Raw genomic sequence first — 23,501 nt, 5'->3', positions numbered from 1 at the left:
TTAGCGCGGAATCTGCCACATGCGAAAGGCTGATTGGCAAGAAACCGCACAAATCAAAGGGAAGTTATCATGACCGGCGCAGAGAAACTGGTTGAGGTCTGGCGCGGGCCGTTCTGCGAGTCCGTTCACTACGGTCACGCAGCCATCGTTGACACGCACGGAGCGGTCATTCGCGCCTGGGGCGACCCGGATGCGCTGATCCTGCCGCGCTCGTCGTGCAAGATGCTGCAGGCGCTGCCACTGGTGGAATCAGGGGCCGCCGACGCCGCAGGTCTCAGCGAAAAGCAACTGGCACTGTCCTGCGCCTCGCACAATGGCGCGGCGATCCATACCGACGCGGTGCAAAGCTGGCTGGCCGATATGGGGATGACGGACGAGGATTTCCGCTGTGGCCCGCAGATGCCCGACGATATCCCGGCGCTGCATGCGCTGATCAAGACCGACTCGAGCCCATGCCAGTATCACAACAACTGCTCGGGCAAGCATTCGGGCTTTCTGACGCTGAACCGGCATCTCGGCGGCGGCTCGGAATATGTCGAGCCGGATCACCCGGTGCAAAAGGCTGTGCGCGAGGCGTTTGAGAGCGTCACCGGCATGGACAGCCCCGGCTATGGCATCGACGGCTGTTCGGCGCCGAACTTTGCCACCACGGTGACCGGTCTGGCGCGCGCCATGGCGTTCTTTGCCAATGCGCATAACGGCAGCTCGGTGCGCGAAAAGGCCGCCGCGCGGCTGACCCGCGCCATGGCCGCCTTCCCCGAGATGGTGGCGGGCGAGACCCGCGCCTGCACCGAGCTGATGCGCGCCATGAATGGCCGCGTCGCGATCAAGACCGGGGCCGAAGCGGTGTTCGTCGCCATCATCCCTGAGCTGGGTCTGGGCGTGGCGCTGAAAATTCTCGATGGCGGGACGCGTGCCAGCGAATGCGCCATCACCGCGATTCTGGCGAATCTGGGCGTGCTGGATCCGAACCATCCGGCGGCGCGCAAACGGATGAACGTGCCGATGCTGAACCGGCGCGGCGTGGACACCGGCGTGATCCGGCCCGCGCCCGGTTTTCCGGCGTAAAACAGGGCTTCGGACAGCAAAAGGGGGGCACGCGGCCCCCCTTTTTTCGTTTGGTGCGGATCAGTTGACAGGGTCGAGACCCACCGGCTTGCCGACGACGACAAAGCGCAGCTGGTCGGGGTGCAGGCGTTCGCGCGCGACACGGTTGATTTCCTCCAGCGTGACCGCGTTGACCTTGTCGTTGCGCGTCGCGGGATAATCGATCGGCATGTTGTCGTGCTGCATGCCGACGAGGATGCTGGCGATGGTGCCATTGCCGTCAAAGCGCAGCGGATAGGCGCCGGTCAGGTATTTCTTGGCGCTGTCCAGCTCCTCCTCCGTGACGCCGTCCTTGGCGATGCGGGCCCATTCGTCGCGAATGACGCTGATCGACTCGGCCACGCGGTCATTCGCCGAGGCGACGGACCCGCCCCAGAGATCGGCGAAATCACGGTCGGCGAGATAGGAATAGACGCCATAGGTCAGCCCACGCTTTTCACGCACCTCATGCATCAGGCGGCTTTCAAAGCCCCCGCCGCCGAGGATCGTGTTCAGCAGATAGGCGGCGAAGAAATCGGGATCTTCCATCCCGAGGCCCTTCTGCCCCCAGACCACCTGAGCCTGCGGCGTGTCGTAAGGCACGATGGTGACGCCCGGTGTCAGCGACAGGTCTACCGTCTGGGGCAATGGCGCGCCGCCAGTCGGCAGAGCGCCCAGCAGCGAATCAAGCAGCGTCCCCAGCTGTTCGGGGGTGATGTCCCCAACGGCGGCAATGCTGACGCGGTCCTTGACCAGCACATTGTTCTTGGCGGTCATCAGATCGTCGCGGGTCAGGGCCGCAACGCTGTCCTCGGTGCCCTCGATGGCCGTGGCATAGGGGTGATCTCCATACGCCAGCGCATCGAATTTACTGGAGGCGATGCTGGAGGGATCCTCGGCATCGGCGCGAATCCCCGACAGCACCTGATCCTTGACGCGGGCGATGGCATCCTCAGAGAAGGTCGGCTCGACAATGCTGCGGCGCAGCAGGTCGACGGCCTCGTCACGGTTTTCGCTCAGGAAGCGGGCCGAGATCGACATGCTGTCAGAGTTGGCGGAATAGCCATAGCTGGCGGCCAGCGCATCCTCGGCCTTGGCGAAATCGCGGGCGTCCATGTCGCCCGTGCCTTCCTCAAGCAGGCCCGACATCAGATAGGTCGCACCGCGCTTGCCAGCCTCGTCCAGCGCCGCGCCCCCGGCGAAACGCATGTCGAGCGCGGTGAAGGGGATCGAGTGCTCCTCGACCAGCCAGGCCGAGATACCGCCGGGGCTGGTGACCTGCTGGATCTTGATCTCGGCATGGGCCTGAAACGCGCTCAGCGCCAGAACGACGGGCAGAACGAAGCGGATCATTGGGTCACCTCCTTGTCGGACATCAGATAGCCGGTGACGGCGTGATCCTTGTTCAGCACCTGCTTGGCCGCCGCGATGATGTCATCGGGCTGCACCTCCTGCAGGATCTCGGGCCAGGCCTGGATATCAGAGACGGTCAGACCCTGGCTCAGCGCCGCGCCATACATCTGCGCCAGTCCCGCCACGTCATCCCGGTCATAGACCTGACTTGCGCGGACCTGCATCTTGATCCGCTCCAACGCAGCCGGGTCGACTCCATCCTTGATGAAGCTGGCAAGGGCATCGTCCAGCGCAGCCTCGGCATCTTCAAGCGAGACACCGGGTGCGGGCACCGCGTAGACACCAAAGTTCGTGTCGTCCAGCGAGGTGTCGTTGTAGAAGGCCGAAGTGTAGGTGGCGATCTTCTTCTCGAACACCAGCTTGTCGGTCAGATAGCCAGACTGGCCCCCGCCCAGCAGCTGCGCCAGCATCACCAGCGCCGCCGCCGGTTTCTGATCGTCGTGGTCACGCTCGGGCGCAAGATAGGTGCGGCTGACATAGGGCTGCGCCACCCGTGCATCCTTGAAGATCACCCGCCGCTCGGCCCGCTGTTCGGGTTCCTGCGGGCGGACGCGGTCGGGCAGGTCGGGGTTGGCGGGGATCACGCCATAGTACTGATCGGCGAGCTTGTGCACCTCGTCCGGGGTGACATCGCCAGCGACGACCAGCGTGGCATTGTTGGGGGCGTAGTACATCTTGTAGAAGTCCTCCGCCTCCTGCAGATTCAGCTGCTCCATCTCATGACGCCAGCCGATGACCGGGATGCCGTAGTGATGGTTGAGGTATTGCGCCGCGCGCGTCTGCTCGCCGAACAGGGCCTGCGGATTGGAGTCGGTGCGCATGCTGCGCTCCTCCAGAATCACCTGCCGTTCCGTCTTGATCGCGTCCTCGTCGAGGTTGAGATGCGTCATGCGGTCAGCTTCCATCTCCATCATCAGCGGCAGGCGGTCCGCCGCGACGCGCTGGTGATAGGCGGTGAAATCGTAATTGGTGAAGGCGTTGTCCGTGCCGCCATTGGCCGCCACGGTGGCCGAGAACTTGCCCGGCCCGAAACTGTCTGTGCCCTTGAACATCAGGTGTTCCAGAAAGTGCGCAATGCCCGAGACACCGGGCTTTTCATCGGCAGAGCCGGCGCGATACCAGACCATCTGGACAACGACGGGGGCGCGGTGATCCTCGATCACGACGACCTGCATGCCATTATCCAGCGTGAAGTCGGTGACAAGGTCAGAGACTGTCTGCTGGGCGATCGCGGGCGTGGTCAGGGCTGTCAGGGTCAATGCCCCGACGGCAAACCTTCGAAGCATCGGCTTTCCTCTCGACTGATCGGTCATAGGGCGAACATACGGCGCAGACCCGCCGCTTCAAGCGCATGACAGGCTTCTCACTGCGTTGTGAGAGCCCGGCAGAGCCTGCCACCAACATGGCTAACGCCCGGTTAACGCGCGCGACAGGGGAAACAACGAAAAACGCGCAGCGGGCTGGCGGGCCCCCTGCGCGGATCATTGCCTGTCTCACCGCCTCAGCGGGTCATCTGCCCGGAGGCGCGCTTGGCGTCGGTACACCGGCACGGCGGAACTTGCGCGCCGTGGCCTGCGCATCCAGAGTCTGCTTCTGGTAGGCCATGTAGTAGCGGTCAGAGCCGAACAGCCGCAGCCGCGAGAACCGCGCCTCACGCTCGCGGAACGCCTGATCTTCGGCGGCCAGCGTCGGGCGGATCCTGGCGTCGATGCCGGCGCGCCCCGCGTAGGACACGAGCGCACCATCGGCCGCAGCCACCGCCGTGCCGTTCAGCGCTGCCGGGTTGCCCCCAAGGGCCGCAACGGCATCAGCTTTCGGCGTCTGGTCGACCAGATTCGCCCCGCCCGGCGTCGGCACAGGCAGCGCGGCAAGGTTGTCCGGCGTTTCCAGCTCGCGCGTTGGTGCGACGTTGAATTCTTCCGGCCCGGCGCTGGTATTGCGCATACCGCGCAGAGTCGTTCCGTCGCTGCAGCCTGCAAGCAGAACGCATACTGTCGTCAGGATCAGACCCCGTGCCATCATACCGGCAACCCCCTTTGTATCTGGCGCAGGATTATCGCATCGCGCGACCGAGGTCACGCCTCTTTATCCGCAGGCAGAAAGACCAGCATGGCAGCGCCCAGAAAGATCGCCACATCGGCGACGTTGAACGCATAGGGGTTGTTGAACCCGCAGCAGCTGACGTTAACGAAATCGGCCACGGCCCCGTAAAGGAACCGGTCCACCACATTGCCAAGCGCCCCGCCGATCACCAGACCTGCGGCAACGCGGCCGATCCAGCGCGGGCTTTCACGCTGCACCCAGAACAGCACACCGCCACTGATCAGCGCCGCGACCCCGATCAGAATCCAGCGCGTCGCATCGGCCCCGTCGCTGGCGAAGAGACCGAAGTTGATGCCGTAATTCCAGGCCATGCGGAAATGCAGCAGGCCGGGGATCACCACGACCTCCTGCACCAGCGCCAGGTTCATCACATGCACGACCAGATATTTCGTCAGCTGATCGAGCAGAAACACCCAGAAACCGGCCCAGAAGACAGTGCGCATCATGATCCTCAGTGCCGGAAGTGACGCATGCCGGTCAGAACCATCGCCAGACCCGCCTCGTCCGCCGCATCGATCACCGCCTGATCGCGCATCGAGCCACCGGGCTGGATCACCGCCGTCGCGCCCGCCTCAGCCGCAGTCAGCAGACCATCGGCGAAGGGAAAGAACGCATCCGACGCCACGACCGAACCAATGGTCAGCGGCTCGGCCAGGCCCATCGCCTCGGCCATGTCGCGGCTTTTCTGCGCGGCAATGCGGCAGCTGTCGACACGGCTCATCTGGCCTGCGCCGACGCCAACAGTCGCGCCGTCCTTGACGTAGACGATGGCGTTGGACTTGACGTGCTTGGCGACCTTCCAGGCAAACAGCATATCGGCCATTTCCTTTTCCGAGGGCTGGCGTTTCGTCACCACCCGCAGATCGTCCATGTCGATATGGCCGTTGTCGCGGTCCTGCACGAGGAACCCACCCGACACCTGCTTGAACATCAGGCCAGCGGTCGTCGGATCGGCCAGACCGGGCGTCAGCAGCAGGCGCAGGTTCTTCTTGCTGGCCAGCAAAGCCTTCGCCGCATCCGAAGCACCGGGCGCGATGATGACTTCGGTGAAGATCTCGCTGATTTCGGCGGCGGTCTCTTCGTCGAGCGTTTCGTTCAGGGCGATGATGCCGCCGAAGGCGCTGGTGCGGTCGCAGTCAAAGGCGCGCATATAGGCTTCGCGCAGGGTCTGGCCGCGCGCCACGCCGCAAGGGTTGGCGTGCTTGATGATCGCGCAGGCCGGGCCGTTCGCGGGCAGGAACTCCGAGACCAGCTCAAACGCGGCATCGGTGTCGTTGATGTTGTTATAGCTCAGCTCTTTGCCCTGCACCTGCACGGCATTGGCCAGACCGGGGCGGTTCGAGCCGTCGGTATAAAAGGCCGCCGTCTGGTGCGGGTTCTCGCCATAGCGCAGCGTCTGGGCCAGCGTGCCGGCAAAGGCGCGGCGACGCGGAGCGACCTCGGCCAGAGCGCCGGTCATCCATGCCGAAACCGCCGCGTCATAGGCACCGGTGCGCGCATAGGCAGTCAGCGCCAGTTTCTGACGGAAGGCGTAGGAGGTCGCACCATCGTTCGCCTCAAGCTCGTCCAGCAGCGGCTGGTAGTCTGCGGTGTCGACCACGACGTTGACGAACTTGTGGTTCTTGGCACCGGCGCGGATCATCGCCGGGCCGCCGATGTCGATATTCTCGATGCAGTCGTCATAATCGCCGCCCTTGGCGACGGTTTCCTCAAACGGGTAGAGGTTGACGATCAGCAGGTCGATCGCCCCGATATTGTGGGTGTTCATCGCCTCAACGTGAGCGGCATCGTCGCGCAGCGCCAGCAGGCCACCGTGCACGGCAGGGTGCAGCGTCTTGACGCGGCCATCCATCATCTCGGGAAAGCCGGTGATCTCGGCGACGTCGCGCACTTCAAGCCCGGCCTCGCGCAGCATCTTCGCGCTGCCCCCGGTCGAGAGCAGTTCGATCCCGCGCCCAGTCAGCGCCTTGGCCAGGTCAATCAGCCCGGACTTGTCGGAAACGGAAATAAGCGCGCGGCGCACGGGGTGGAGTGCGTTTGTGTCGGTCATCGGTACATCAAATCCAGCAGCTTGGTCAGGTCAGGTGGCTCAGCAACGCCGGGTCTTCGCCTTCCCGGTTCAGATCCCGCACGCTGACGGGAGTATCCTGAGCCTTGGCGAAAGACCAGCGAATGCGGGTCGCATACTCCAAAGCGCGGCCAGAGAGAACTATCTGTTTGCTCGCACGCGGTGTGATTCGGTCCTTTTCCAGAAAAACCGACGTCTCCAGCGTCAATTCCTGCGCCCCGTCGTGGCGAAACACCCAGATCTCGCCGCTTTTCAGGATCAGCGACACGGCGGACCCGCCCATGTCCAGCTGCGCCTCGACCTCCGGATGCAGGTGAAAGCGCATGGCGAACGGCACGCCCTGCAGCCCACGCGCGTCCATCAGCTTGTCAAAGCGCTTGCGGTCCGCCTCCTCCAGACACAGCAGCATGTCCTGCCCGCTCAGGTCGCGCCCGTCGAACGACAGCTCCAGCCGCCGCGCATGGGTCAGGCCCGTCGCGCGCAGATAGCCGTCATGCCCGCCCTCGAACTGCACGCCCTCGGGCGTATGGCTCATCTCCATCGGCACCTGCTTCGGGCCGTCCTCCAGCTCAGGCGCGCGCCGCGTCGCCAGTTTCGCCGAGGAGGTGGCATCCAGCACCAGCGTCGAATGGCTGGGCGTGGCACGCCCGGCGCTGCGCCACTCGGCCCCGAAACTCTCGCCCGAGCCGCAGTTGACCACCAGCGCCCGCCGCCCCGAGGTCAGCTCGAACGCGAGGGTCGAGGCATGGGCGTTCAGGCTGGCGCGTCCCTTCGGCGGCGCGCTGGCATCGACGATGACGCTGGTGCGCCCCGCCGACAGCCGCGCATAGCCCATCGACAGCCCCTCTGGTCGGGCATGGCTGATCCCGCTGGCCGCGAGCGCCTGATCCAGCCGCCCCTCCGGTCCGCGCCCACCACCATGAAACCGCGCGAGGCTGCCATCGGCATGGCGCAGGGTGCGCAGCGTCGGGGCAATGCGCTGGATCGCCGCCAGATGTTCGCGCCCCACGGCAATCTCGGCCTCCTCCAGCGCAGCGGCGGCCCAGCTCAGCAGCGTGAAAACCTCCAGCAATTCCTCGGGATTGCGCGTCGGCAGCCCGCCCTGCGCATCAATCTGATCAGCGGCCTCACGCTCCAGCGCCTTTTGCGCCGCGCCGACGTGCCCCTCCATCCCGCGCAGGGCGAGGCCAGCGTAGATCAGCCCGGTCAGCGCCTCGAACCGGGGCAGACCGGGGCGCGCCGCCTGCCAGCGCCGCGCGAGGAAGATCGTCTGCTGCCCGAGGCTGAGGAAATAGACTTTTGAGGCCTCCGAGGGCTGATTGCGCAGCAAGAACAGCGCGTGGTTGATCCAGCGGATCAGCCGCCGCCCCGCAAGGTCGGGCACCCAGCCGGGGCCACGCCCACGGCCAAACCGCGCGATCCAGTCCCAGGTCCATGCCTGCGCGCGCTCCCGCGTGGCAGGGTCAGGCACAGCGGCCAGATCATCCAGCCAGCCGAAACCGTGCAGTTCCTCAAGAAAGCTGTAATCGGGCGCCTCGATATCCCAGATCGAGGTGCCTGCCGCCTCAACCAGACTGCCCGCGAACAGGAAATTCCCCGCCATCAGCTGTCGGCCACGGGCAAAACTGCCCACCGTGCGCGGCTCGGGTTGCGAGGTGAAGGCCGTGGCGGGTTTCGCACGCACCGCCCGCCAGGCATGCAGCCGGTTCAGGACCCGTTCCGCGCGGGTTGCATGGGCGTTGGATACTGCCATCTGCTTGGCCTCTGTCGCTCAACCACGGACGCTCTGGCGGCGTCCTGCAACAGCCTAGCCTGCGGCCCTGCCCCTGTCATGCGACAATCGGAACACGGGCCGCAGAGGCAGCACCAGATCAGTCTTTGCGCAGCACAGCCATATAGAAGCCGTCCATCCCGCCAAGCTCTGCCCAGTTATCAGGCGTCAGGCGCAGGCCGCCCTCTTCGGTGATCCAGGCGGGGTCGATGCCGGGATGATCCAGCGCACTGCGATCAACGCTGAGGCCGGGGTGGCGCAGCAGCGCCTCCTCGATATGGCATTCGCCCTCGTCCGGGATCAGCGAGCAGGTGCAGAACACCAGCCGCCCGCCCGGGGCCAGCAGGCCAAGCGCATGTTCCAGCATCGCCTCCTGCAGGCCGATCAGCTCTCCGATCTCGTCGCCATCGCGGGCGACCGGCAGATCGGGGTGGCGACGAATGGTGCCGGTGGCCGAACAGGGCGCATCCAGCAGAACCGCGTCATATGCGCCCTCGACCTCCAGCGCGTCGCCCGCCAGCACTTCGGCGGCAAGGCCGGTGCGGGTCAGGTTCTGCTCCAGCCGCTTCAGCCGGTGCGCCGAAATATCCAGCGCGGTGACCGTGGCCCCCGTCGCTGCCAGTTGCAGCGTCTTGCCCCCCGGCGCGGCGCAAAGGTCGATCACCCGCTCGCCCGGCCGGGCGTTCAGCAGCACCGCAGGCAGCGCGGCGGCGGCATCCTGCACCCACCACGCGCCCTCGTCATAGCCCGGCAGAGCCGAAACCTGCACACCCGCCTCAAGGCGAATCGACCCCGTCGGCAACAGCGTCCCGTTCAGCTTTTCCGCCCACTCGGGCGCGCTCGCAGGGTCACGCGGCGTCAGGTCCAGCGCGGCACCGGCGGCATGAGCGGCCTCGAAAGCCAGCAGACGCTCAGCGCCGTAAGCCTCGACCAGCGGGCCGCGCAGCCAGTCCGGCAGACGCGGATTGCGCAGCTTGTTCCACTGCTCTTCCCCGGCGTCCGAGATCTTGCGCAGCACGGCGTTGACCAGCCCCTTCAGGTGGCCCAGCTGCGGCAGATTGTTGGTCATCTGCACCAGATCGTTGACCACGCCATGCGCAGCCCCCCCCGTGCCCAGCTCATATGTGCCGAGGCGCAGGATGTTCAGAACCGGCAGAGGCGGTTGTTTTTGCAGCGGTTTCGCCAGCATCCGGTCGCAGCGCTCCAGCCAGCGCAGGGTCTCTGTCGCCAGCCGCAGGGCGCGGGCACGTTCGGGCGGGTCAAGGCGCGACAGCCAGGGGGCCTCGCGCAGGTCCGACAGCAGGCGCGGCTCGTCTCCCAGCACCTCGTTCAGCATCCGCACGGCGGCTTCGCGCGCCGAGGGGATGCGTTGTGGCGTTTCGCGCCGGGGCGCGGCGGCCGCGTCGGAATTCGGGCGGTTGCCGCGTGGATTGCCCTTGCGCGGCGGGGTCGAGCGATGAGAGGGCATGGCAGCCTCCTTGCGACGGATCAGGGCGCGCGTATAACATGGCTTCAGCCGAAAGGAACATCCATGTCACAGGACCAGACACCACAGGCCGAGATTGCAGAGCCGAAAACCGACCTGCCCCCTGCCGCCCAGCGCGCATTGGCCGAAGCCGCCGAGCGTCGCGCCGCAATGGACGCCGAGGAAAAAGCCCGCGCCAAGGAATACGGTGGCCGCAACGGCCCCGAGCCGGTGCGCTATGGCGATTGGGAGAGCAAGGGCCTCGCCATCGACTTCTGAAAAGACGTCTGAAATCAGGTCAGGGCGCCTCAGCGCCCGCCTGCCCCGCCCTACTCAGCGGCGAGCTTGTCCTCGACCACACCGACAATCGGGCCCATCTGACGGCCCCAGTCGTTGCGCCCCAGCGAGGGCGCGTACAGGCGCGAAATATTGCCATCCAGAAACAGCGCCTGCGGCAGCTTCAGCCCGTCGCGGAAATAGCTGGCGAATTCGTGAAAGCTGACGGCATTGCGCGAGATGACGAAGACCGCGCGCTTGCCGTCGGCGCTGGTGCCCACCCCGTTGCGGATATAGCGCGAGGTGCCGTCGGGCAGGAAACGTGGGTGCAATTCGCCGTCAATCACCAGCATCGGGCCGGATTGCGTGGCATAGCGGCACTTCGGATGCTCTTTCTCGAACCTTAGCGTCTCGTAGACGCGGGCACGGTGCGCGCTCAGGCAGAGCACCCCGTTCGGCAGCAGCCCGAAATTGCCCGGCCCCTCGTTCGGCACGACGCGCATCAGCTCGGTGCCGTCCTCGACGTAGTGGCCGACCGGTGCACGATCCTCGTGATACATGCCGGCGTTCATGGCAAAGGACAGTTGCTTGCCCTCGCCCGCAAGCCGCGCGTTCACCGCGTCGAAATCACCATAAGGCTTGCCGCCTGGGTCATAGAGAAACAGCCGCAGCTCGTCACGCTCAGGCGCGACGGAACACAGGGTATAGCGATTTCCGGCGTAGCTCTGATTGCTGCACTCAAGCGCCCGCGCGGCGGGCGGCGCCAGCAGCGCCAGAATGGCCGCAAGGGCGAGAGGCAGGACACGCAGCAGCACGGGCGCTACTCGTCCCCCTCCGAAGCCTCGTCACCGGCTGCGACATCACGGCGCACCGTCTCATCCGAGAACAGGCGGCGCGACTCATCCAGCCGATCAAAGGTGTCATCGGGGCGAAACCGCAGATCCGGCGTGAACTTCAGGTTCAGCTTCTTGCCGATGATGCGCCGCATCTCGCCCTTGTTCTTGGCCAGCAGGGCAATCGCCTCGTCGACGTTGCCCCCGCCCAGCGGCATGACATAGGCCGTCGCGATCTTGAGGTCGTTGCTGATGCGCACCTCGCCGACCGTGATCGACAGGCGGTTCAGGTCCGGCTCGTGGATATCGCCACGCTGCAGCACCTCGGACAACGCCCGGCGCACAGTCTCGCCGATGCGAAGCTGCCGCTGTGAATGGCCGGAGCCATCTTGAAAACTGTTCTTGCTCATGGCCTGCATCTAGAGCCTTGCGCGGCGTTTGCCAAGTCAACTCATATTGACCCCCGCCCGCATAGACGTGAATGGCTTTACCGCCCGCAGGGCCACAGGGTAGGAAGGCCGCAATTGCACAGCACAGACACCAGTACAGACAGGGACGCAGGACATGAGCGCTGAGGCCAACACCACCACACCCGGAATCGTCATCACCGGGGCATCGGGGCGCATGGGCCAGATGCTGATCCGCACCGTTCTGGCCAGCGACCGCGTGCGCCTTGTCGGCGCCCTTGACCGCAGCGGACACGACTGGATCGGCCGCGACGTGGGCGAGGCGATGGGGGGCAGCGCCGTCGGCGTCACCGTCACCGACGACCCGCTTGAAGCCTTCGCCAAGGCGCAGGCCGTGATCGACTTCACCGCGCCCTCCGCCACCGTCGAATTTGCCGGCCTCGCCGCGCAGGCCCGCGCCGTGCATGTCATCGGCACCACCGGCCTCAGCGCTGACGATATCGCCGCGATCAACCGCGCCGCCCATCACGCCGTGATCGTGCGCGCCGGCAACATGAGCCTTGGCGTCAACCTGCTGACCCTGCTGACGAAAAAGGTCGCCGCCGCGCTGGACGCCGATTTCGACATCGAAGTCATCGAATACCACCACAACCGCAAGGTCGACGCCCCCTCCGGCACCGCGCTGATGCTGGGCGAGGCCGCCGCCGAAGGCCGCGGCGTCACCCTTGAGGACGTCGCCGACCGGGGCCGTGACGGCATCACCGGCGCGCGCGGATCCGGGCATATCGGCTTTTCCGCGATCCGCGCCGGGGCGATCATCGGTGAGCATGACGTGATGTTTGCCTCGCAGAGCGAACGGCTGATCCTGCGCCACGTCGCCGAGGATCGCAGCGTCTTTGCCACGGGCGCGCTCAAGGCCGCGATCTGGGGGCAGGACAAGGCACCGGGGGCCTACAACATGCTCGACGTGCTGGGCCTGAACGACTGAGCGGCAGGAGCCATTCACGGGCCGCTGCCTTTACGTCACCTGCTGTTAACGATACGTTGATGTCTGAATGCTGAATATGGCGCGACTTGCGTGAATTCGGCCTATCTCTATGGGAAAGGTGGCCCCCCGCTCCCCCTGTCGCCCGCGCCCCTCATGGGTGCGGTCCGGCAAGCGGATTGAAAATCAGCCAGACAGAATGAACCAATGACCCACTTCATGCGTATCTTCGAAATGAGAGTCCTGACACGCAAATTTTCCGCCGCCCTGTTGCTGGGCTTCCTGCTGGTGTTCAGCGCAGGCATGTCGTTTGGCGACGCCCGCGCCGATGGCTTCCAGCGGATCAAGACGCAGGCGGAGTTTCTTTCTCTTGTCGGGAAGTCCGATCTCAAGAACCTTGGCGTCACACTGCAGGTGCGGCCCAACGGCTCGATCCGCGGCAACGCCTTTGGCCGCAGCGTCACCGGCGCCTGGACCTGGAAGGACGGCTATTTCTGCCGCTCCATGTCCTGGGGCTCGACCGAGTTCAAACTGAACTGCCAGACCGTCGGCCTGATGGCCAACACGCTGCGCTTCACCGCGGATCAGGGCAAGGGCGACACGGCTGACCTGCGCATCCGCTGAAGCGCGGCAGAGCGCGGCTCTTCCCTCCCCTCCGCCGCGCAGACGCTCAGAAATCTTGACGTCCTGCGCCGCGCCCTTTACCTGACCGGCCTTCGACAGCATTCGCAGCAGGCACAAGGACGGGCGACATGGCACGCAAACGCAAAGGTCGCGATATCTCCGGCTGGCTGGTGATCGACAAACCCGCCGGGATCACTTCCAACGCCGTCGTCAACAAGGTCCGCTGGGCCTTTGACGCCAACAAGGCCGGGCACGCCGGCACCCTCGACCCCGAAGCAACCGGCGTTCTCGCCGTGGCTCTGGGCGAGGCGACAAAGACCGTGCCCTATATCACCGACGCGCTGAAGGCCTATGTCTTTACCGTGCGCCTCGGCCAGGCCACCAACACCGACGACACCGAAGGCGAGATCACCGCCACCAGCGACCTGCGCCCGACGGACGCTGAAATCGAGGCCGCGCTGGCGCCCTTCATCGGCGACATCATGCAGGTGCCGCCGCAGTTCTCGGCCGTCAAGATCGACGGCCAGCGCGCCTATAAGCTGGCCCGCGAGGGCGAGGAGATGGAGATTGCGGCCCGTCCCCTGTTCGTCGACAGCCTCGTTTTCCTTGAGCGCCCCGACGCAGATCACGTCACGCTTGAGATGGTCTGCGGCAAGGGCGGTTACGTGCGCGCCATCGCCCGTGACCTCGGCGAAGCGCTCGGCTGTTATGGCCATGTGCGCGAATTGCGCCGCACCTGGTCCGGGCCCTTCGATGTCGACGACAGTGTGACCTTTGCCCATATCGAGGCCAATGCCCGCACGCCCGAACTGGACGCGCATCTGCTGCCGCTGCAGCTGGGCCTGACCGATCTGCCCGAGGTTCGCGCCACAGCCGAGGGCGCGGCCCGTCTGCGCCACGGCAATCCCGGCATGGTGCTGACCTCCTCCGTCGAGTTCGGCGATGAATGCTGGGCGAGCTTCGAGGGCACCCCCGTCGCCGTCGGCACCTATCGCGCCGGAGAGCTGCACCCGACCCGCGTCTTCAATCTGACGCAGGGATGAGAGCTGACGGGCTGATCGAGCGCCGCGCGCAGGCAGGTGAGACCCTGAGCGCAGCGCTCTATTCGCCCTGCGAGGGCTACCGCTACGCGCTGACGCGGCAATGGGCGGCGGGGCCGCGTATCCTCTACGTGATGCTCAATCCGTCGAAAGCCACCGAGGCGCAGAACGATCCCACCGTCGAGCGCTGCGAACGGCGCGCCCGCGCGCTCGGCTTCGGCGGGTTTCGGGTCTGCAACCTGTTCGGCTGGCGCGAGACCTCGCCCGCCCTGCTGAAACGCGCCACGGCCCCGGTGGGGCCGGCCAATGACGCCGCTCTGCTGGAAGGCGCGGCGTGGGTGGGCGAGAGCGGCGTGATCCTGTGTGGTTGGGGTGTGCACGGCGCGCATCTGGGGCGCGGCGCGGAGGTGGCCGGGATGCTGCGCGGCAGCGGAGTGGCGTTGCGCCACCTCGGGCTGACGAAAGACGGGCACCCGCGGCATCCGCTTTACGTCGCTTATGCGCAGGCGCTGCTGGACTGGCGGTGATGCCTCCGGCGGGGATATTTCCGACAGGGAAACATGCAGGGCGCGCTTGCAGGCTGGGGCGCGGCGCAGAAAAGGCTTCCTATCGGGGGGCGAATCCTTTATCTGCGCGCAATCGCCCGAGGTCCGGTTTCTGCCGGGGGTCGGGTGATGCCTCCATGGACCCTGCTGGACGACATCCCGGCTTGAGCCCCCACCCTTAATCAAGGAGATCCCGATGTCGATCACCGTCGAAGACAAGAACCGCCTGATGAAGGAATACGCAACCAAGGAAGGCGACACCGGTTCGCCCGAAGTCCAGGTTGCCATCCTGTCGTCGCGCATTGCCACGCTGACAGAGCACTTCAAGATCCACAAGAAAGATAACCACGGTCGCCGTGGCCTTCTGAAAATGGTCGCTCTGCGCCGCAAACTGCTGGATTACCTGAAAGGCAAGGACGAGGCGCGCTATACCGACCTCATCCAACGCTTGGGCCTGCGCCGCTAAGCGGACAGGGCCGCGCCGGGGTACCTTCGGGGATCCCGTGCGGGCTGAACGACCCGACGCCCGTCTCTCAGGAGGCGGGCGTTTTCGTTTGCGGGCGGGGGCGGCGCACCCCGGACACCCCTGAGCGAGTGCTGCGAAACCGCGCCACACGCCTGAGGGCCTGTGGGGCGTCCCTGCCGCGCGGGCGCCCGATCCGGCTTCGGGCCATAAGAAATAAGGCGCTGAGGACTGTGGGGCACGAGAATTTTGGTTCCCAAAAGCTGCAATCCCGTGTATGCGCGCAACATCTGAGACGTGGTGCGAAGACCCCCGCGCCGTGAAGCGAAGGATGATTGGGGTCGGCGGCAATGGGGCCGCCATGCAAAACGGAAGACCCGGGAGGGCCCGGGAGTGCTTCCAGTTAGGATACGCTGATGTTCAACGTTACGACGAAATCAATTCAGTGGGGCGACGAGACGCTGACACTGGAAACGGGCAAGGTTGCTCGTCAGGCGGATGGCTCGGTCATCGCCACCCTGGGCGAAACGTCGGTCATGGCCAACGTGACTTTCGCCAAGAAACAGAAAGAGGGCCAGGATTTCTTCCCCCTCACTGTGCACTACCAAGAGAAATATTATGCGGCCGGTAAAGTGCCGGGCGGCTTCTTCAAACGCGAAGCCCGTCCCACCGAGAAAGAGACGCTGACTGCGCGTCTGATCGACCGTCCGATCCGCCCCCTGTTCGTCCCCGGCTTCAAGAACGAAGTCCTGGTGATGTGCACCGTCCTGAGCCACGACCTGGAAAATGACCCCGACGTCGTTGCCATGATCGCTGCCTCGGCCGCGCTGACGATCTCTGGCGCCCCCTTCATGGGCCCGATCGCTGGCTGCCGCGTTGGTTTCTCCAACGGCGAATACAAGCTGAACCCGAGTGTCGACGACATGCAGGGCCTGCGCAACAACCCCGAGCAGCGTCTCGATCTGGTTGTCGCCGGCACCAAAGACGCCGTCATGATGGTCGAATCCGAAGCCTACGAGCTGAGCGAAGAAGAGATGCTCGGCGCCGTGACCTTCGCGCATGAACAGATCCAGCCCGTGATCGACATGATCATCGACCTGGCCGAAGACTGCGCGAAAGAGCCCTTCGACTTCACCCCCCCGGATTACTCGGCGCTCTACAACGCCGTGAAAGCCGCTGGCGAAGACAAGATGCGCTCGGCCTATGCGATCCTCGACAAGCAGGAGCGCACAACCGCTGTTGCCGCTGCCAAGGACGCGATCAAGGCGACGCTCTCGGAAGAGCAGCTGGCGGATGGCAACCTGCCCTCCGCTCTGAAGAAGCTGGAATCCGGCGTTCTGCGCGGGGATGTCGTCAAGCACGGCCGCCGTATCGATGGCCGCGCCACCGATCAGGTCCGCGATATCGTTGCCGAAACCGGCATCCTGCCGCGCACGCACGGTTCGGCTCTGTTCACCCGTGGGGAAACCCAGGGCCTCGTCGTGACCACTCTGGGCACCGGCGATGACGAGCAGTTCATCGACGCGCTGCACGGCAACTTCAAATCCAACTTCATGCTGCACTACAACTTCCCGCCGTATTCGGTTGGCGAAGTTGGCCGCGTGGGTTCGCCCGGTCGTCGTGAAATCGGCCACGGCAAACTGGCATGGCGCGCCCTTCAGGCCGTTCTGCCCGCCTCGACCGATTTCCCCTACACGATCCGCATCGTGTCAGAGATCACTGAATCCAACGGCTCCTCCTCGATGGCGTCGGTCTGCGGCGGTTCGCTGTCGATGATGGATGCAGGCGTTCCCCTGAAAGCACCGGTTGCCGGTGTGGCCATGGGTCTGGTCATGGAAGACGACGGCTCCTACGCCATCCTGACCGACATCCTGGGCGACGAAGATCACCTCGGCGACATGGACTTCAAAGTGGCCGGTACCGAAGACGGTATCACGTCGCTGCAGATGGACATCAAAGTGCAGGGCATCACCCCCGCGATCATGCAGAAAGCCCTGGCGCAAGCCAAAGCCGGCCGTCTGCATATCCTGGGCGAGATGAACAAGGCGCTGTCCGGCGTGGGCGAATTCTCGGTGCACGCACCGCGGATCGAAACCATGCAGATCCCGACCGACAAGATCCGTGAAGTCATCGGGTCCGGCGGCAAGGTCATCCGCGAAATCGTCGAGCTGTCGGGTGCCAAGGTCGACATCAACGACGATGGCGTGATCAAGATCGCCTCCGCCAACGGTGAAGCCATCCAGAAGGCCTACGACATGATCTATTCGATCGTGGCCGAGCCGGAAGAAGGCAAGATCTACAAAGGCAAGGTCGTGAAGATCGTCGACTTCGGCGTTTTCGTGAACTTCTTCGGCAAGCGTGACGGCCTCGTGCACGTCTCGCAAATCGAGAACCGTCGCCTGAACCACCCGTCCGATGTCCTCAAAGAAGGTCAGGACGTCTGGGTCAAGCTGGTTGGCTTTGACGATCGCGGCAAGGTGCGCCTGTCGATGAAAATGGTCGATCAGACCACCGGCGAAGAATCTGCGGAAGAAGTTACCGAGTAATCGGCAACACTTCTCCTGTGATTTTGTAGGGGGCCGCAAGGCCCCTTACTTTTTTCGAACCGCGGTATTAAAAGCATAAAGTTCTTTTGCACGATACGACTTTGGCGGAGCGAAAACTCAATATGGTACCGGGCTGGAAAATTAAGCGCGAAATCAGGCGCATTCCGCTGTCGATCCGCAACTATCTGCAACACGCAATTGCCCCGTGGCGGCGGCGCTATCACGATCTGCGCCGGGCCGGGAATGTTCACGTCTTTGCCGGTGAGGTTGTCGCGACCGACGAATGCGCCGTTGTCCTGATCTATCAGCCCGACGGTTTGCTCGACTCGCTGTTCCTGACGCTTGAGCATCTGAAAAGCCGTGGCATTTCCACCGTTCTCGTGGCCAACCACTGCTTTGACCCAAGCGATTTTGCGCGGCTCAAGCCGCTCTGCATGACCCTGATCGAACGCCCCAATCTGGGTTATGATTTTGGCGGTTATCGCGAAGGTGTTCTTTGGGTTCTGAATAATGTCGCACCGGTCAATACGCTATTCGTGCTGAACGATTCCATCTGGTTTCCCACCCTGCCCGATTGCACGCTTATTGAAGATGCCCGCAGCGCGCCCGAAGAAATCTTTGGCCTGTTCATGTATCAGAACCAGTTCAAGAAACACCGGACCCACATTCAGTCCTATTTCTATCGCTTTTCCGGCAGCCTGCTGAATTCCGCCGATTTCCGCGGCTTTTGGGAAAAGCTGCCGCTCTATCAGAACAAGCGCCTCGTGGTGCGCCGTTTTGAAATCGGCCTCAGCGAATATTTCGTGGCGCATGGCGCGGCGATCAATGCCGCCTATCGCCCCGCCAGCGTGATCGAGGCGCTGCTCGCCCTGCCCACCGCCGACTTCCGCACCGTTCTGCGCCTGCATCTGGAAAAGCCCAGCCGTGGCAGTGACAGCCTGAACGCGCTGCTCGGCGGCGACATGGAAGACGCGGCCTTTCGCGATCACGCCCGCGAGGTGCTGAAATCGCAGTCCTTCGTCACCCGGCTGGTCGATGACCATCCGCTGCTCTGCATCCAGACCATGCGGATGCCGATCCTCAAGAAGATCCGAGAGCCGGAATTCATTCGCCAGCGCGCCATCCTGCGCGAAAGCCCCGAGATCCTGGCCGAGCTTGACCCCGTCATTCAGCGCGAAGTGCTGGGCTGGGACAAAGCCTAGAGCTGGCGCAAAACCTGTCGCGCCGCCTGCCGGTAGCGCAGCGTCTCGAGCCCCCGGCCCCGCAGAACCGCCGAAAGCGTCACCGGCTTCCACGGCTTTTTCGGCCCCGTGTAGTGGATGATGCGGGCGCGCGTGTCACGCTCGGCCTCGGGCAGCCAGTCCATCTGGCGCACGGCCTTCGCGTGATAGGCATTGCGCCCCCAGATCGCGTTCCAGCCCAGCGGCAGGAACTGCGTCCGTCCGGCGAACAGCAGGTTCAGATAATCCTGATCGGACAGCGGAAACGTACTGGCGCGCGCCACATCCGTCATCTCCCCGGCCAGCCCCGGTTGCGCGTTGATCGCATCGCAGTCCATCACCAGCACGCCCGAATTGAAGTACTCGGTCACCGGCACCTCGCCCATGACCTTGAAATGGTCGCGCAGTCTGGGGCTCTCCGCGCCCTGCTGGCGCACCCGGTCGAGCACCAGAAAGTCCCGCACCACCCCCATCAGTGCGCCGTTCAACGGCTGCACGACCAGCGTCGCGATATCCGCCGCGACCCGCACATCGCAATCGAGGTAGAGCACACGGCCACGCACCAGCCCCGGCAGAAACAGCCGCGCCATGGCGACCAGCGAAATCTCGGCCTTGCGCTGGACCGCGCCCGTCAGCATCGCATCGCTCAGCTCATGGCGCACCAGCTCGGCGCCGCCAACCTCGCAGATGCGGGCGATGCGCGCCCAGTCCTGCGGGCTCAGCCCGCGCCCCATGAAGTGTACCCGTAGCGGCACCGAAGCATGGCGCGCCGCCGTTCCGATCACCACGAGCGCCGCGTCGATCATGTTGCGATCCGACGCCAGCGCGATCTGCACAGGCTCAGCCACGGGCGATTCTTTCCAGCTGCGCCGCCAGATCGACCGGCAGATCATCGTAGCGCCCATGCACAAGGTAGTGGTTCCACAGGTAACCGATGAACTGCCGCCGCAGCCGCCCATCGGGCCGCCAGTCGCGCCGCGCCAGCGCCGCGTTCAGCGCCTCAGCCCCCTCGGCATGCAGCACCAGCCCGTCGATGTTGTAGCAGGCCGCGCCCAGCGTAATCACCGGCTTGTCCAGCAGCAGCGCCTCGATCCCCACGGTAGAGTTCAGCGTCAGCACCGCCCGCGCCTGCGCGATCATCTCTGAGGTGACATTGCCATTGGCGAAGATCACCCGAGGATGTTCGGGCCGCGCCCCGATGACCGAGCGCTTGAAGCTCGGGTGTTCCTTGATGACAAAGGTCTCATCCGGGTTCGCCTCGGCGGCGGCGATCACCACATCCAGAAACTGTTCCATATCGCGCACCATCGGCGAATGCAGCGTCACCTGCATGTCCGAGGGCACCTGAAATGGCACGAACACAAACCCGGGCTGCAAGTCGACCGGCGCGAACTTGCCCTTGGAGGGGCGGTTGTTCACCGCCTCCGGCAGACCACCCGCCGCAAAATCCTGATCGCTCTCAAGGTAGAAGGCCGCGTCGCGCGGAACCGAATTGGCACCGTTCAGGCCGCGGGGATCAATCTGCAGCGTGCCGGGAAAGAACCCCGCCTCGACAAAAACCCGCGGATGGCCCGCCGTCACCTCTGCCAGCACCGACTCGGGGTAGTTCGAACCGTTATAGACAATCGCCACGCGATCCTGCCGCACCGTCTCGAACTCGGCCCGCAGCAAGCTGCGCAGCAGATGCGCCTGCACCCGCTTGATGGCCCCGTAAATGCCCCCGATCACCGGATTGCCGAACACCTTTGGCAAGCGGATTCGCTTGCGCGTCAGATTGCCTTCGATCAGCGGACGGATATCGGACTTGTCAGCCGTCAGCGCCTGCCACAACGCGCGGCGGGCAAACGCAGCCCCCTTCAGCGCGGCAAGGCGGCGATAGACCTCGCGGCTGGAGGTCGCAATGCTGTCCACCTCGCCCGCAAGGGCCGTGTCGAAATGGCGCACGACGCCAGTGTCGAGTTTTACGAACATTCAAGTCCCCGGCGGGCCAATCCTGGCCCGCCCCCCTTATGGCTGACACCCCTGAGCGGAACGTCTGGCGCGTGTGATCAGCTCTTGTCCTTGGCAAACCGCAGATAGGGCAGTTTCTTGTCGAGGGTACCGTATTTCTCGGTCGCCGCAGCGTCATCCAGCGACAGCGCCACGATCACGTCCTGACCGACCTGCCAGTTAGCAGGCGTCGCCACCGGCGCGCCATAGGTCTTTTGCAGGCCATCGAGCGCGCGCAGAACTTCGGCAAAATTGCGCCCGACCGACATCGGATAGGTCATGCTCAGCTGCAGCTTCTTGTCCGGGCTGATGATGAAGACGCTGCGCACCGTGGCCGAATGCGCCGGGGTCCGCCCATCGGGCAGATAGGCATCGGCGGGCAGCATGTCGAAGGCCTTGCTGACCTCCAGCCCCTCATCCGCGATGATCGGGAAATTGGCCGGGACACTGGCAAAGGCCTCGATGTCGCGCTTCCATTTCTTGTGCTGCTCGGCGCTGTCGACGGAGATGCCGATCACCTTGGTGCCGCGCTTTTCCCACTCCGGCGCCAGCTGCGCCACGGCCCCGAATTCGGTGGTGCAGACGGGCGTGAAGTCCTTCGGGTGGGAAAACAGGATCGCCCAGCTGTCGCCGATCCAGTCGTGGAAATGGATCGTCCCCTGATCGGTTTCAGCGGTAAAGTCAGGTACAATGTCATTGATACGCAGAGCCATGATATCCTCCGGTTTAAATGCGGTTGATCCATACCTAGGCCCTCCGGTGCCCCTTTGCACCCCCTGTCCTGAGGCCCGGCCCGCACCCCGATGGCCAAGCGTGCCCCTACGTCGCCTGCGCCGGGGCGGCTGTGCATCGACGCAGGCCTCAAAGACCTGCGGCACAGCTTGCCCTTTTTCCCCGGCGGTGCCACATTAACTGCGATCGCACGAAATTGACGCCCGCATGGCGGAATTTGTGCCGCATTATGATCGGAGTATGACCATGATCGAGAAACGCCAGTTCTACATCAACGGCACCTGGGTTGACCCGGTGCACGCCAATGACCGCGCCGTCATCGACCCTTCGACCGAGGAACCCTGCGGTGTGATCTCGCTCGGCTCTGCTGCCGATGTCGATGCCGCCGTCGCCGCCGCCAAGGCCGCCTTCCCCACCTGGATGCGCCGTGACCCGGCCGAGCGTATCGCGCTGGTCGAAAAGTTTCTTGAGATCTACAAGGCCCGCCAGGGTGACATGGCCGAGGCGATCTCGACCGAGATGGGCGCGCCCATCGACATGGCCACCGCCTCGCAATGGGGCGCGGGCTACAGCCACACCAAGAACTTCCTGACGGCGGCGAAAAATTTCCAGTTCATCCGCCCGCTCGGCGATCACGCCCCCAACGACCGCATCGTCTATGAAGGCGTCGGTGTCTGCGCGCTGATCACGCCCTGGAACTGGCCGATGAACCAGATCACGCTCAAGGTCATCGCGGCCCTGATCGCAGGCTGCACGATGGTGCTGAAACCCTCCGAGGAAAGCCCCCTCAACGCCATGCTCTTTGCCGAGATGATGCACGAGGCGGGGATCCCCGCCGGTGTCTTCAACCTCGTCAACGGCGACGGCCCCGGCGTCGGCACGGCGCTGTCGGGTCACGAGGATGTCGCCATGGTCTCCTTCACCGGCTCGACCCGCGCCGGCGTGGCGATTTCGCAAAACGCCGCGAAAACGCTGAAGAAGGTGCACCTCGAACTCGGCGGCAAGGGCGCCAACGTGATCTTCGCCGATGCCGACGACAAAGCCGTCAAACGCGGCGTGCTGCACATGATGAGCAACTCCGGCCAGAGCTGCAACGCGCCCTCCCGGATGCTTGTCCAGCGCGAGATCTACGATGCCGCGGTTGAGACCGCCGCCTCTGTCGCAAGCTCGGTTGCCGTCGGTTCGGCGCATGACGCAGGCCGCCACATCGGCCCCGTCGTCAACGAATCGCAGTTCAACAAGATCCAGGACCTGATCCAGAAGGGCATTGATGAAGGCGCCCGCCTCGTCGCCGGCGGCACCGGCCGCCCCGAGGGCTTCAACCGTGGCTACTTCGTGCGCCCAACGGTCTTTGCCGACGCCACCAACCAGATGACCATCGCGCGCGAGGAAATCTTTGGCCCGGTCCTGACGATGATCCCCTTCGACACCGAAGAAGAGGCCATCGCCATCGCCAACGACACGCCCTACGGCCTGACGAACTACGTCCAGACCCGCGACGCCAAGCGAGCCAACCGCATGGCCCTCGCTCTGCGCTCCGGCATGGTCGAGATGAACGGCACCTCACGCGGCGCCGGTTCGCCCTTTGGTGGCATGAAAGCCTCGGGCAACGGCCGCGAAGGCGGCGTCTGGGGCCTTGAGGACTTCATGGAGGTCAAGGCGGTCTCAGGCTGGGATGCCGAAATGGCCTGAAAGCGGACCCTGTTCCTCGATCCCGAGTTGGCCTCGTCTCCGGCCCCCGGCAAGATCAAGGATCCGGCCTGACAGTCAGCCCCGCCCTCAACGGCGGGGCTGTTTTCATTCCGCCTTCGCGCATGGCCAGCTTTCGGATGCCTCCGGCGGAAGTATTTTTGGCAAGATGATAAAGCGCGCGGCTCCCCTGTCATCTTGCCTGAAATACTTCGGGGGAGGCGCGCGGCACGCGCGGCGGGGGCA

The 23,501-nt window shown here is 64.6% G+C and carries 22 protein-coding genes; 10 read left to right on the top strand and 12 right to left on the bottom strand.

From position 1 onward, the window contains the following. Positions 1-69: 69 nt before the first annotated feature. Positions 70-1,068 carry an asparaginase gene (locus F3W81_RS16325; RefSeq protein ID WP_193080280.1) on the top strand — a complete coding sequence of 333 codons (999 nt, stop codon included), beginning with the start codon at positions 70-72 and terminating at the stop codon, positions 1,066-1,068. A 60-nt stretch (positions 1,069-1,128) separates the two neighbouring features. On the opposite strand, the gene F3W81_RS16320 is transcribed toward F3W81_RS16325, so the two are convergent. The 7 genes from F3W81_RS16320 to F3W81_RS16290 form a co-directional block, all read right to left on the bottom strand. Continuing rightward, positions 1,129-2,439: a M16 family metallopeptidase gene (locus tag F3W81_RS16320; RefSeq protein WP_193080279.1), complete on the bottom strand. Its 1,311-nt coding sequence runs from the start codon at positions 2,437-2,439 to the stop codon at positions 1,129-1,131. After that, positions 2,436-3,785 (bottom strand): M16 family metallopeptidase, encoded by a 1,350-nt coding sequence (locus F3W81_RS16315; protein ID WP_193080277.1) that lies wholly within the window; start codon positions 3,783-3,785, stop codon positions 2,436-2,438. Before F3W81_RS16315 ends, F3W81_RS16320 begins: the two co-directional genes overlap by 4 nt. Before the next feature lie 223 nt (positions 3,786-4,008). Continuing rightward, the gene (locus F3W81_RS16310; RefSeq protein ID WP_193080276.1) at positions 4,009-4,521 is read right to left on the bottom strand and encodes a DUF3035 domain-containing protein; all 513 of its coding nucleotides are present in this window, start codon (positions 4,519-4,521) and stop codon (positions 4,009-4,011) included. A gap of 53 nt (positions 4,522-4,574) precedes the next feature. After that, positions 4,575-5,045, bottom strand: coding sequence for a signal peptidase II (gene lspA, locus F3W81_RS16305; protein WP_193083963.1), 471 nt, complete (start codon positions 5,043-5,045; stop codon positions 4,575-4,577). An 8-nt stretch (positions 5,046-5,053) separates the two neighbouring features. Continuing rightward, a complete protein-coding gene (gene purH, locus F3W81_RS16300; protein WP_193080274.1) occupies positions 5,054-6,652 on the bottom strand; it encodes a bifunctional phosphoribosylaminoimidazolecarboxamide formyltransferase/IMP cyclohydrolase in 1,599 nt (532 codons plus the stop codon). A 25-nt stretch (positions 6,653-6,677) separates the two neighbouring features. Next, positions 6,678-8,423 carry a heparinase II/III family protein gene (locus F3W81_RS16295; protein WP_193080272.1) on the bottom strand — a complete coding sequence of 582 codons (1,746 nt, stop codon included), beginning with the start codon at positions 8,421-8,423 and terminating at the stop codon, positions 6,678-6,680. Between the two features lie 118 nt (positions 8,424-8,541). Further along, positions 8,542-9,909 carry an RsmB/NOP family class I SAM-dependent RNA methyltransferase gene (locus F3W81_RS16290; RefSeq protein WP_193080270.1) on the bottom strand — a complete coding sequence of 456 codons (1,368 nt, stop codon included), beginning with the start codon at positions 9,907-9,909 and terminating at the stop codon, positions 8,542-8,544. Positions 9,910-9,972: 63 nt separating this feature from the next. Between F3W81_RS16290 and F3W81_RS16285 the strand changes: the two genes are divergently transcribed. Next, positions 9,973-10,185 (top strand): DUF1674 domain-containing protein, encoded by a 213-nt coding sequence (locus F3W81_RS16285; protein ID WP_193080268.1) that lies wholly within the window; start codon positions 9,973-9,975, stop codon positions 10,183-10,185. Positions 10,186-10,235: 50 nt separating this feature from the next. On the opposite strand, the gene F3W81_RS16280 is transcribed toward F3W81_RS16285, so the two are convergent. Both F3W81_RS16280 and rbfA read right to left on the bottom strand, forming a co-directional pair. After that, a complete protein-coding gene (locus F3W81_RS16280; RefSeq protein WP_193083962.1) occupies positions 10,236-10,994 on the bottom strand; it encodes a phosphodiester glycosidase family protein in 759 nt (252 codons plus the stop codon). Positions 10,995-11,002: 8 nt separating this feature from the next. Then, the gene (gene rbfA / locus F3W81_RS16275) at positions 11,003-11,425 is read right to left on the bottom strand and encodes a 30S ribosome-binding factor RbfA (RefSeq protein WP_193080266.1); all 423 of its coding nucleotides are present in this window, start codon (positions 11,423-11,425) and stop codon (positions 11,003-11,005) included. 154 nt (positions 11,426-11,579) lie between these two features. Between rbfA and dapB the strand changes: the two genes are divergently transcribed. The 7 genes from dapB to F3W81_RS16240 all read left to right on the top strand — a co-directional run bounded on the left by dapB (position 11,580) and on the right by F3W81_RS16240 (position 18,827). Then, complete coding sequence (gene dapB / locus F3W81_RS16270) at positions 11,580-12,410, top strand: 4-hydroxy-tetrahydrodipicolinate reductase (protein ID WP_193080264.1); 831 nt, start codon at positions 11,580-11,582, stop codon at positions 12,408-12,410. 216 nt (positions 12,411-12,626) lie between these two features. Next, a complete protein-coding gene (locus tag F3W81_RS16265) occupies positions 12,627-13,031 on the top strand; it encodes a dihydrodipicolinate reductase (protein WP_226941714.1) in 405 nt (134 codons plus the stop codon). Between the two features lie 128 nt (positions 13,032-13,159). After that, positions 13,160-14,074, top strand: a complete 915-nt coding sequence (gene truB, locus F3W81_RS16260) for a tRNA pseudouridine(55) synthase TruB (protein ID WP_193080262.1) — start codon at positions 13,160-13,162, stop codon at positions 14,072-14,074. 11 nt (positions 14,075-14,085) lie between these two features. After that, positions 14,086-14,598 (top strand): DUF1643 domain-containing protein, encoded by a 513-nt coding sequence (locus tag F3W81_RS16255; protein WP_407692486.1) that lies wholly within the window; start codon positions 14,086-14,088, stop codon positions 14,596-14,598. A gap of 214 nt (positions 14,599-14,812) precedes the next feature. After that, positions 14,813-15,082 carry a 30S ribosomal protein S15 gene (gene rpsO, locus F3W81_RS16250; RefSeq protein WP_193080258.1) on the top strand — a complete coding sequence of 90 codons (270 nt, stop codon included), beginning with the start codon at positions 14,813-14,815 and terminating at the stop codon, positions 15,080-15,082. A 413-nt stretch (positions 15,083-15,495) separates the two neighbouring features. Beyond that, positions 15,496-17,625 carry a polyribonucleotide nucleotidyltransferase gene (gene pnp / locus F3W81_RS16245; protein WP_193080256.1) on the top strand — a complete coding sequence of 710 codons (2,130 nt, stop codon included), beginning with the start codon at positions 15,496-15,498 and terminating at the stop codon, positions 17,623-17,625. A gap of 122 nt (positions 17,626-17,747) precedes the next feature. Next, complete coding sequence (locus tag F3W81_RS16240) at positions 17,748-18,827, top strand: rhamnan synthesis F family protein (RefSeq protein ID WP_193080254.1); 1,080 nt, start codon at positions 17,748-17,750, stop codon at positions 18,825-18,827. On the opposite strand, the gene F3W81_RS16235 is transcribed toward F3W81_RS16240, so the two are convergent. The 3 genes from F3W81_RS16235 to F3W81_RS16225 form a co-directional block, all read right to left on the bottom strand. Then, positions 18,824-19,693 carry a glycosyltransferase family 8 protein gene (locus tag F3W81_RS16235; RefSeq protein ID WP_193080253.1) on the bottom strand — a complete coding sequence of 290 codons (870 nt, stop codon included), beginning with the start codon at positions 19,691-19,693 and terminating at the stop codon, positions 18,824-18,826. The two genes, F3W81_RS16240 and F3W81_RS16235, sit on opposite strands and share 4 nt — an antisense overlap. Continuing rightward, positions 19,686-20,816 (bottom strand): capsular polysaccharide export protein, LipB/KpsS family, encoded by a 1,131-nt coding sequence (locus F3W81_RS16230; protein ID WP_193080251.1) that lies wholly within the window; start codon positions 20,814-20,816, stop codon positions 19,686-19,688. Before F3W81_RS16230 ends, F3W81_RS16235 begins: the two co-directional genes overlap by 8 nt. 77 nt (positions 20,817-20,893) lie before the next feature. After that, entirely contained in the window at positions 20,894-21,547 is a 654-nt protein-coding gene (locus tag F3W81_RS16225; RefSeq protein ID WP_193080249.1) for a peroxiredoxin, read from the bottom strand. Between the two features lie 265 nt (positions 21,548-21,812). Here F3W81_RS16225 and F3W81_RS16220 point away from each other — a divergent pair, with 265 nt between their 5' ends. Then, positions 21,813-23,258: an aldehyde dehydrogenase family protein gene (locus F3W81_RS16220; protein ID WP_193080247.1), complete on the top strand. Its 1,446-nt coding sequence runs from the start codon at positions 21,813-21,815 to the stop codon at positions 23,256-23,258. Positions 23,259-23,501: the final 243 nt, after the last annotated feature.

The sequence above is a fragment of the Pseudooceanicola spongiae genome (assembly GCF_014899185.1).
In the GTDB taxonomy this organism is placed as follows: domain Bacteria; phylum Pseudomonadota; class Alphaproteobacteria; order Rhodobacterales; family Rhodobacteraceae; genus Pseudooceanicola; species Pseudooceanicola spongiae.
The sequence above is the reverse complement of the archived record's forward strand: the minus strand, read 5'-3'. Positions and strand labels throughout refer to the sequence as shown.

Excerpts from the sequence above, each read along its gene's own strand:
- F3W81_RS16310 (WP_193080276.1), bottom strand. The coding sequence starts at position 4,521 with ATGATGGCACGGGGTCTGATCCTGACGACAGTATGCGTTCTGCTTGCA.
- F3W81_RS16320 (WP_193080279.1), bottom strand. The coding sequence starts at position 2,439 with ATGATCCGCTTCGTTCTGCCCGTCGTTCTGGCGCTGAGCGCGTTTCAG.
- pnp (WP_193080256.1), top strand. The coding sequence starts at position 15,496 with ATGTTCAACGTTACGACGAAATCAATTCAGTGGGGCGACGAGACGCTG.
- F3W81_RS16225 (WP_193080249.1), bottom strand. The coding sequence starts at position 21,547 with ATGGCTCTGCGTATCAATGACATTGTACCTGACTTTACCGCTGAAACC.
- rbfA (WP_193080266.1), bottom strand. The coding sequence starts at position 11,425 with ATGAGCAAGAACAGTTTTCAAGATGGCTCCGGCCATTCACAGCGGCAG.
- lspA (WP_193083963.1), bottom strand. The coding sequence starts at position 5,045 with ATGCGCACTGTCTTCTGGGCCGGTTTCTGGGTGTTTCTGCTCGATCAG.
- dapB (WP_193080264.1), top strand. The coding sequence starts at position 11,580 with ATGAGCGCTGAGGCCAACACCACCACACCCGGAATCGTCATCACCGGG.
- F3W81_RS16240 (WP_193080254.1), top strand. The coding sequence starts at position 17,748 with ATGGTACCGGGCTGGAAAATTAAGCGCGAAATCAGGCGCATTCCGCTG.
- purH (WP_193080274.1), bottom strand. The coding sequence starts at position 6,652 with ATGACCGACACAAACGCACTCCACCCCGTGCGCCGCGCGCTTATTTCC.
- F3W81_RS16230 (WP_193080251.1), bottom strand. The coding sequence starts at position 20,816 with ATGTTCGTAAAACTCGACACTGGCGTCGTGCGCCATTTCGACACGGCC.
- F3W81_RS16265 (WP_226941714.1), top strand. The coding sequence starts at position 12,627 with ATGCGTATCTTCGAAATGAGAGTCCTGACACGCAAATTTTCCGCCGCC.
- F3W81_RS16295 (WP_193080272.1), bottom strand. The coding sequence starts at position 8,423 with ATGGCAGTATCCAACGCCCATGCAACCCGCGCGGAACGGGTCCTGAAC.
- F3W81_RS16220 (WP_193080247.1), top strand. The coding sequence starts at position 21,813 with ATGATCGAGAAACGCCAGTTCTACATCAACGGCACCTGGGTTGACCCG.
- truB (WP_193080262.1), top strand. The coding sequence starts at position 13,160 with ATGGCACGCAAACGCAAAGGTCGCGATATCTCCGGCTGGCTGGTGATC.
- F3W81_RS16290 (WP_193080270.1), bottom strand. The coding sequence starts at position 9,909 with ATGCCCTCTCATCGCTCGACCCCGCCGCGCAAGGGCAATCCACGCGGC.
- rpsO (WP_193080258.1), top strand. The coding sequence starts at position 14,813 with ATGTCGATCACCGTCGAAGACAAGAACCGCCTGATGAAGGAATACGCA.
- F3W81_RS16315 (WP_193080277.1), bottom strand. The coding sequence starts at position 3,785 with ATGCTTCGAAGGTTTGCCGTCGGGGCATTGACCCTGACAGCCCTGACC.
- F3W81_RS16325 (WP_193080280.1), top strand. The coding sequence starts at position 70 with ATGACCGGCGCAGAGAAACTGGTTGAGGTCTGGCGCGGGCCGTTCTGC.
- F3W81_RS16285 (WP_193080268.1), top strand. The coding sequence starts at position 9,973 with ATGTCACAGGACCAGACACCACAGGCCGAGATTGCAGAGCCGAAAACC.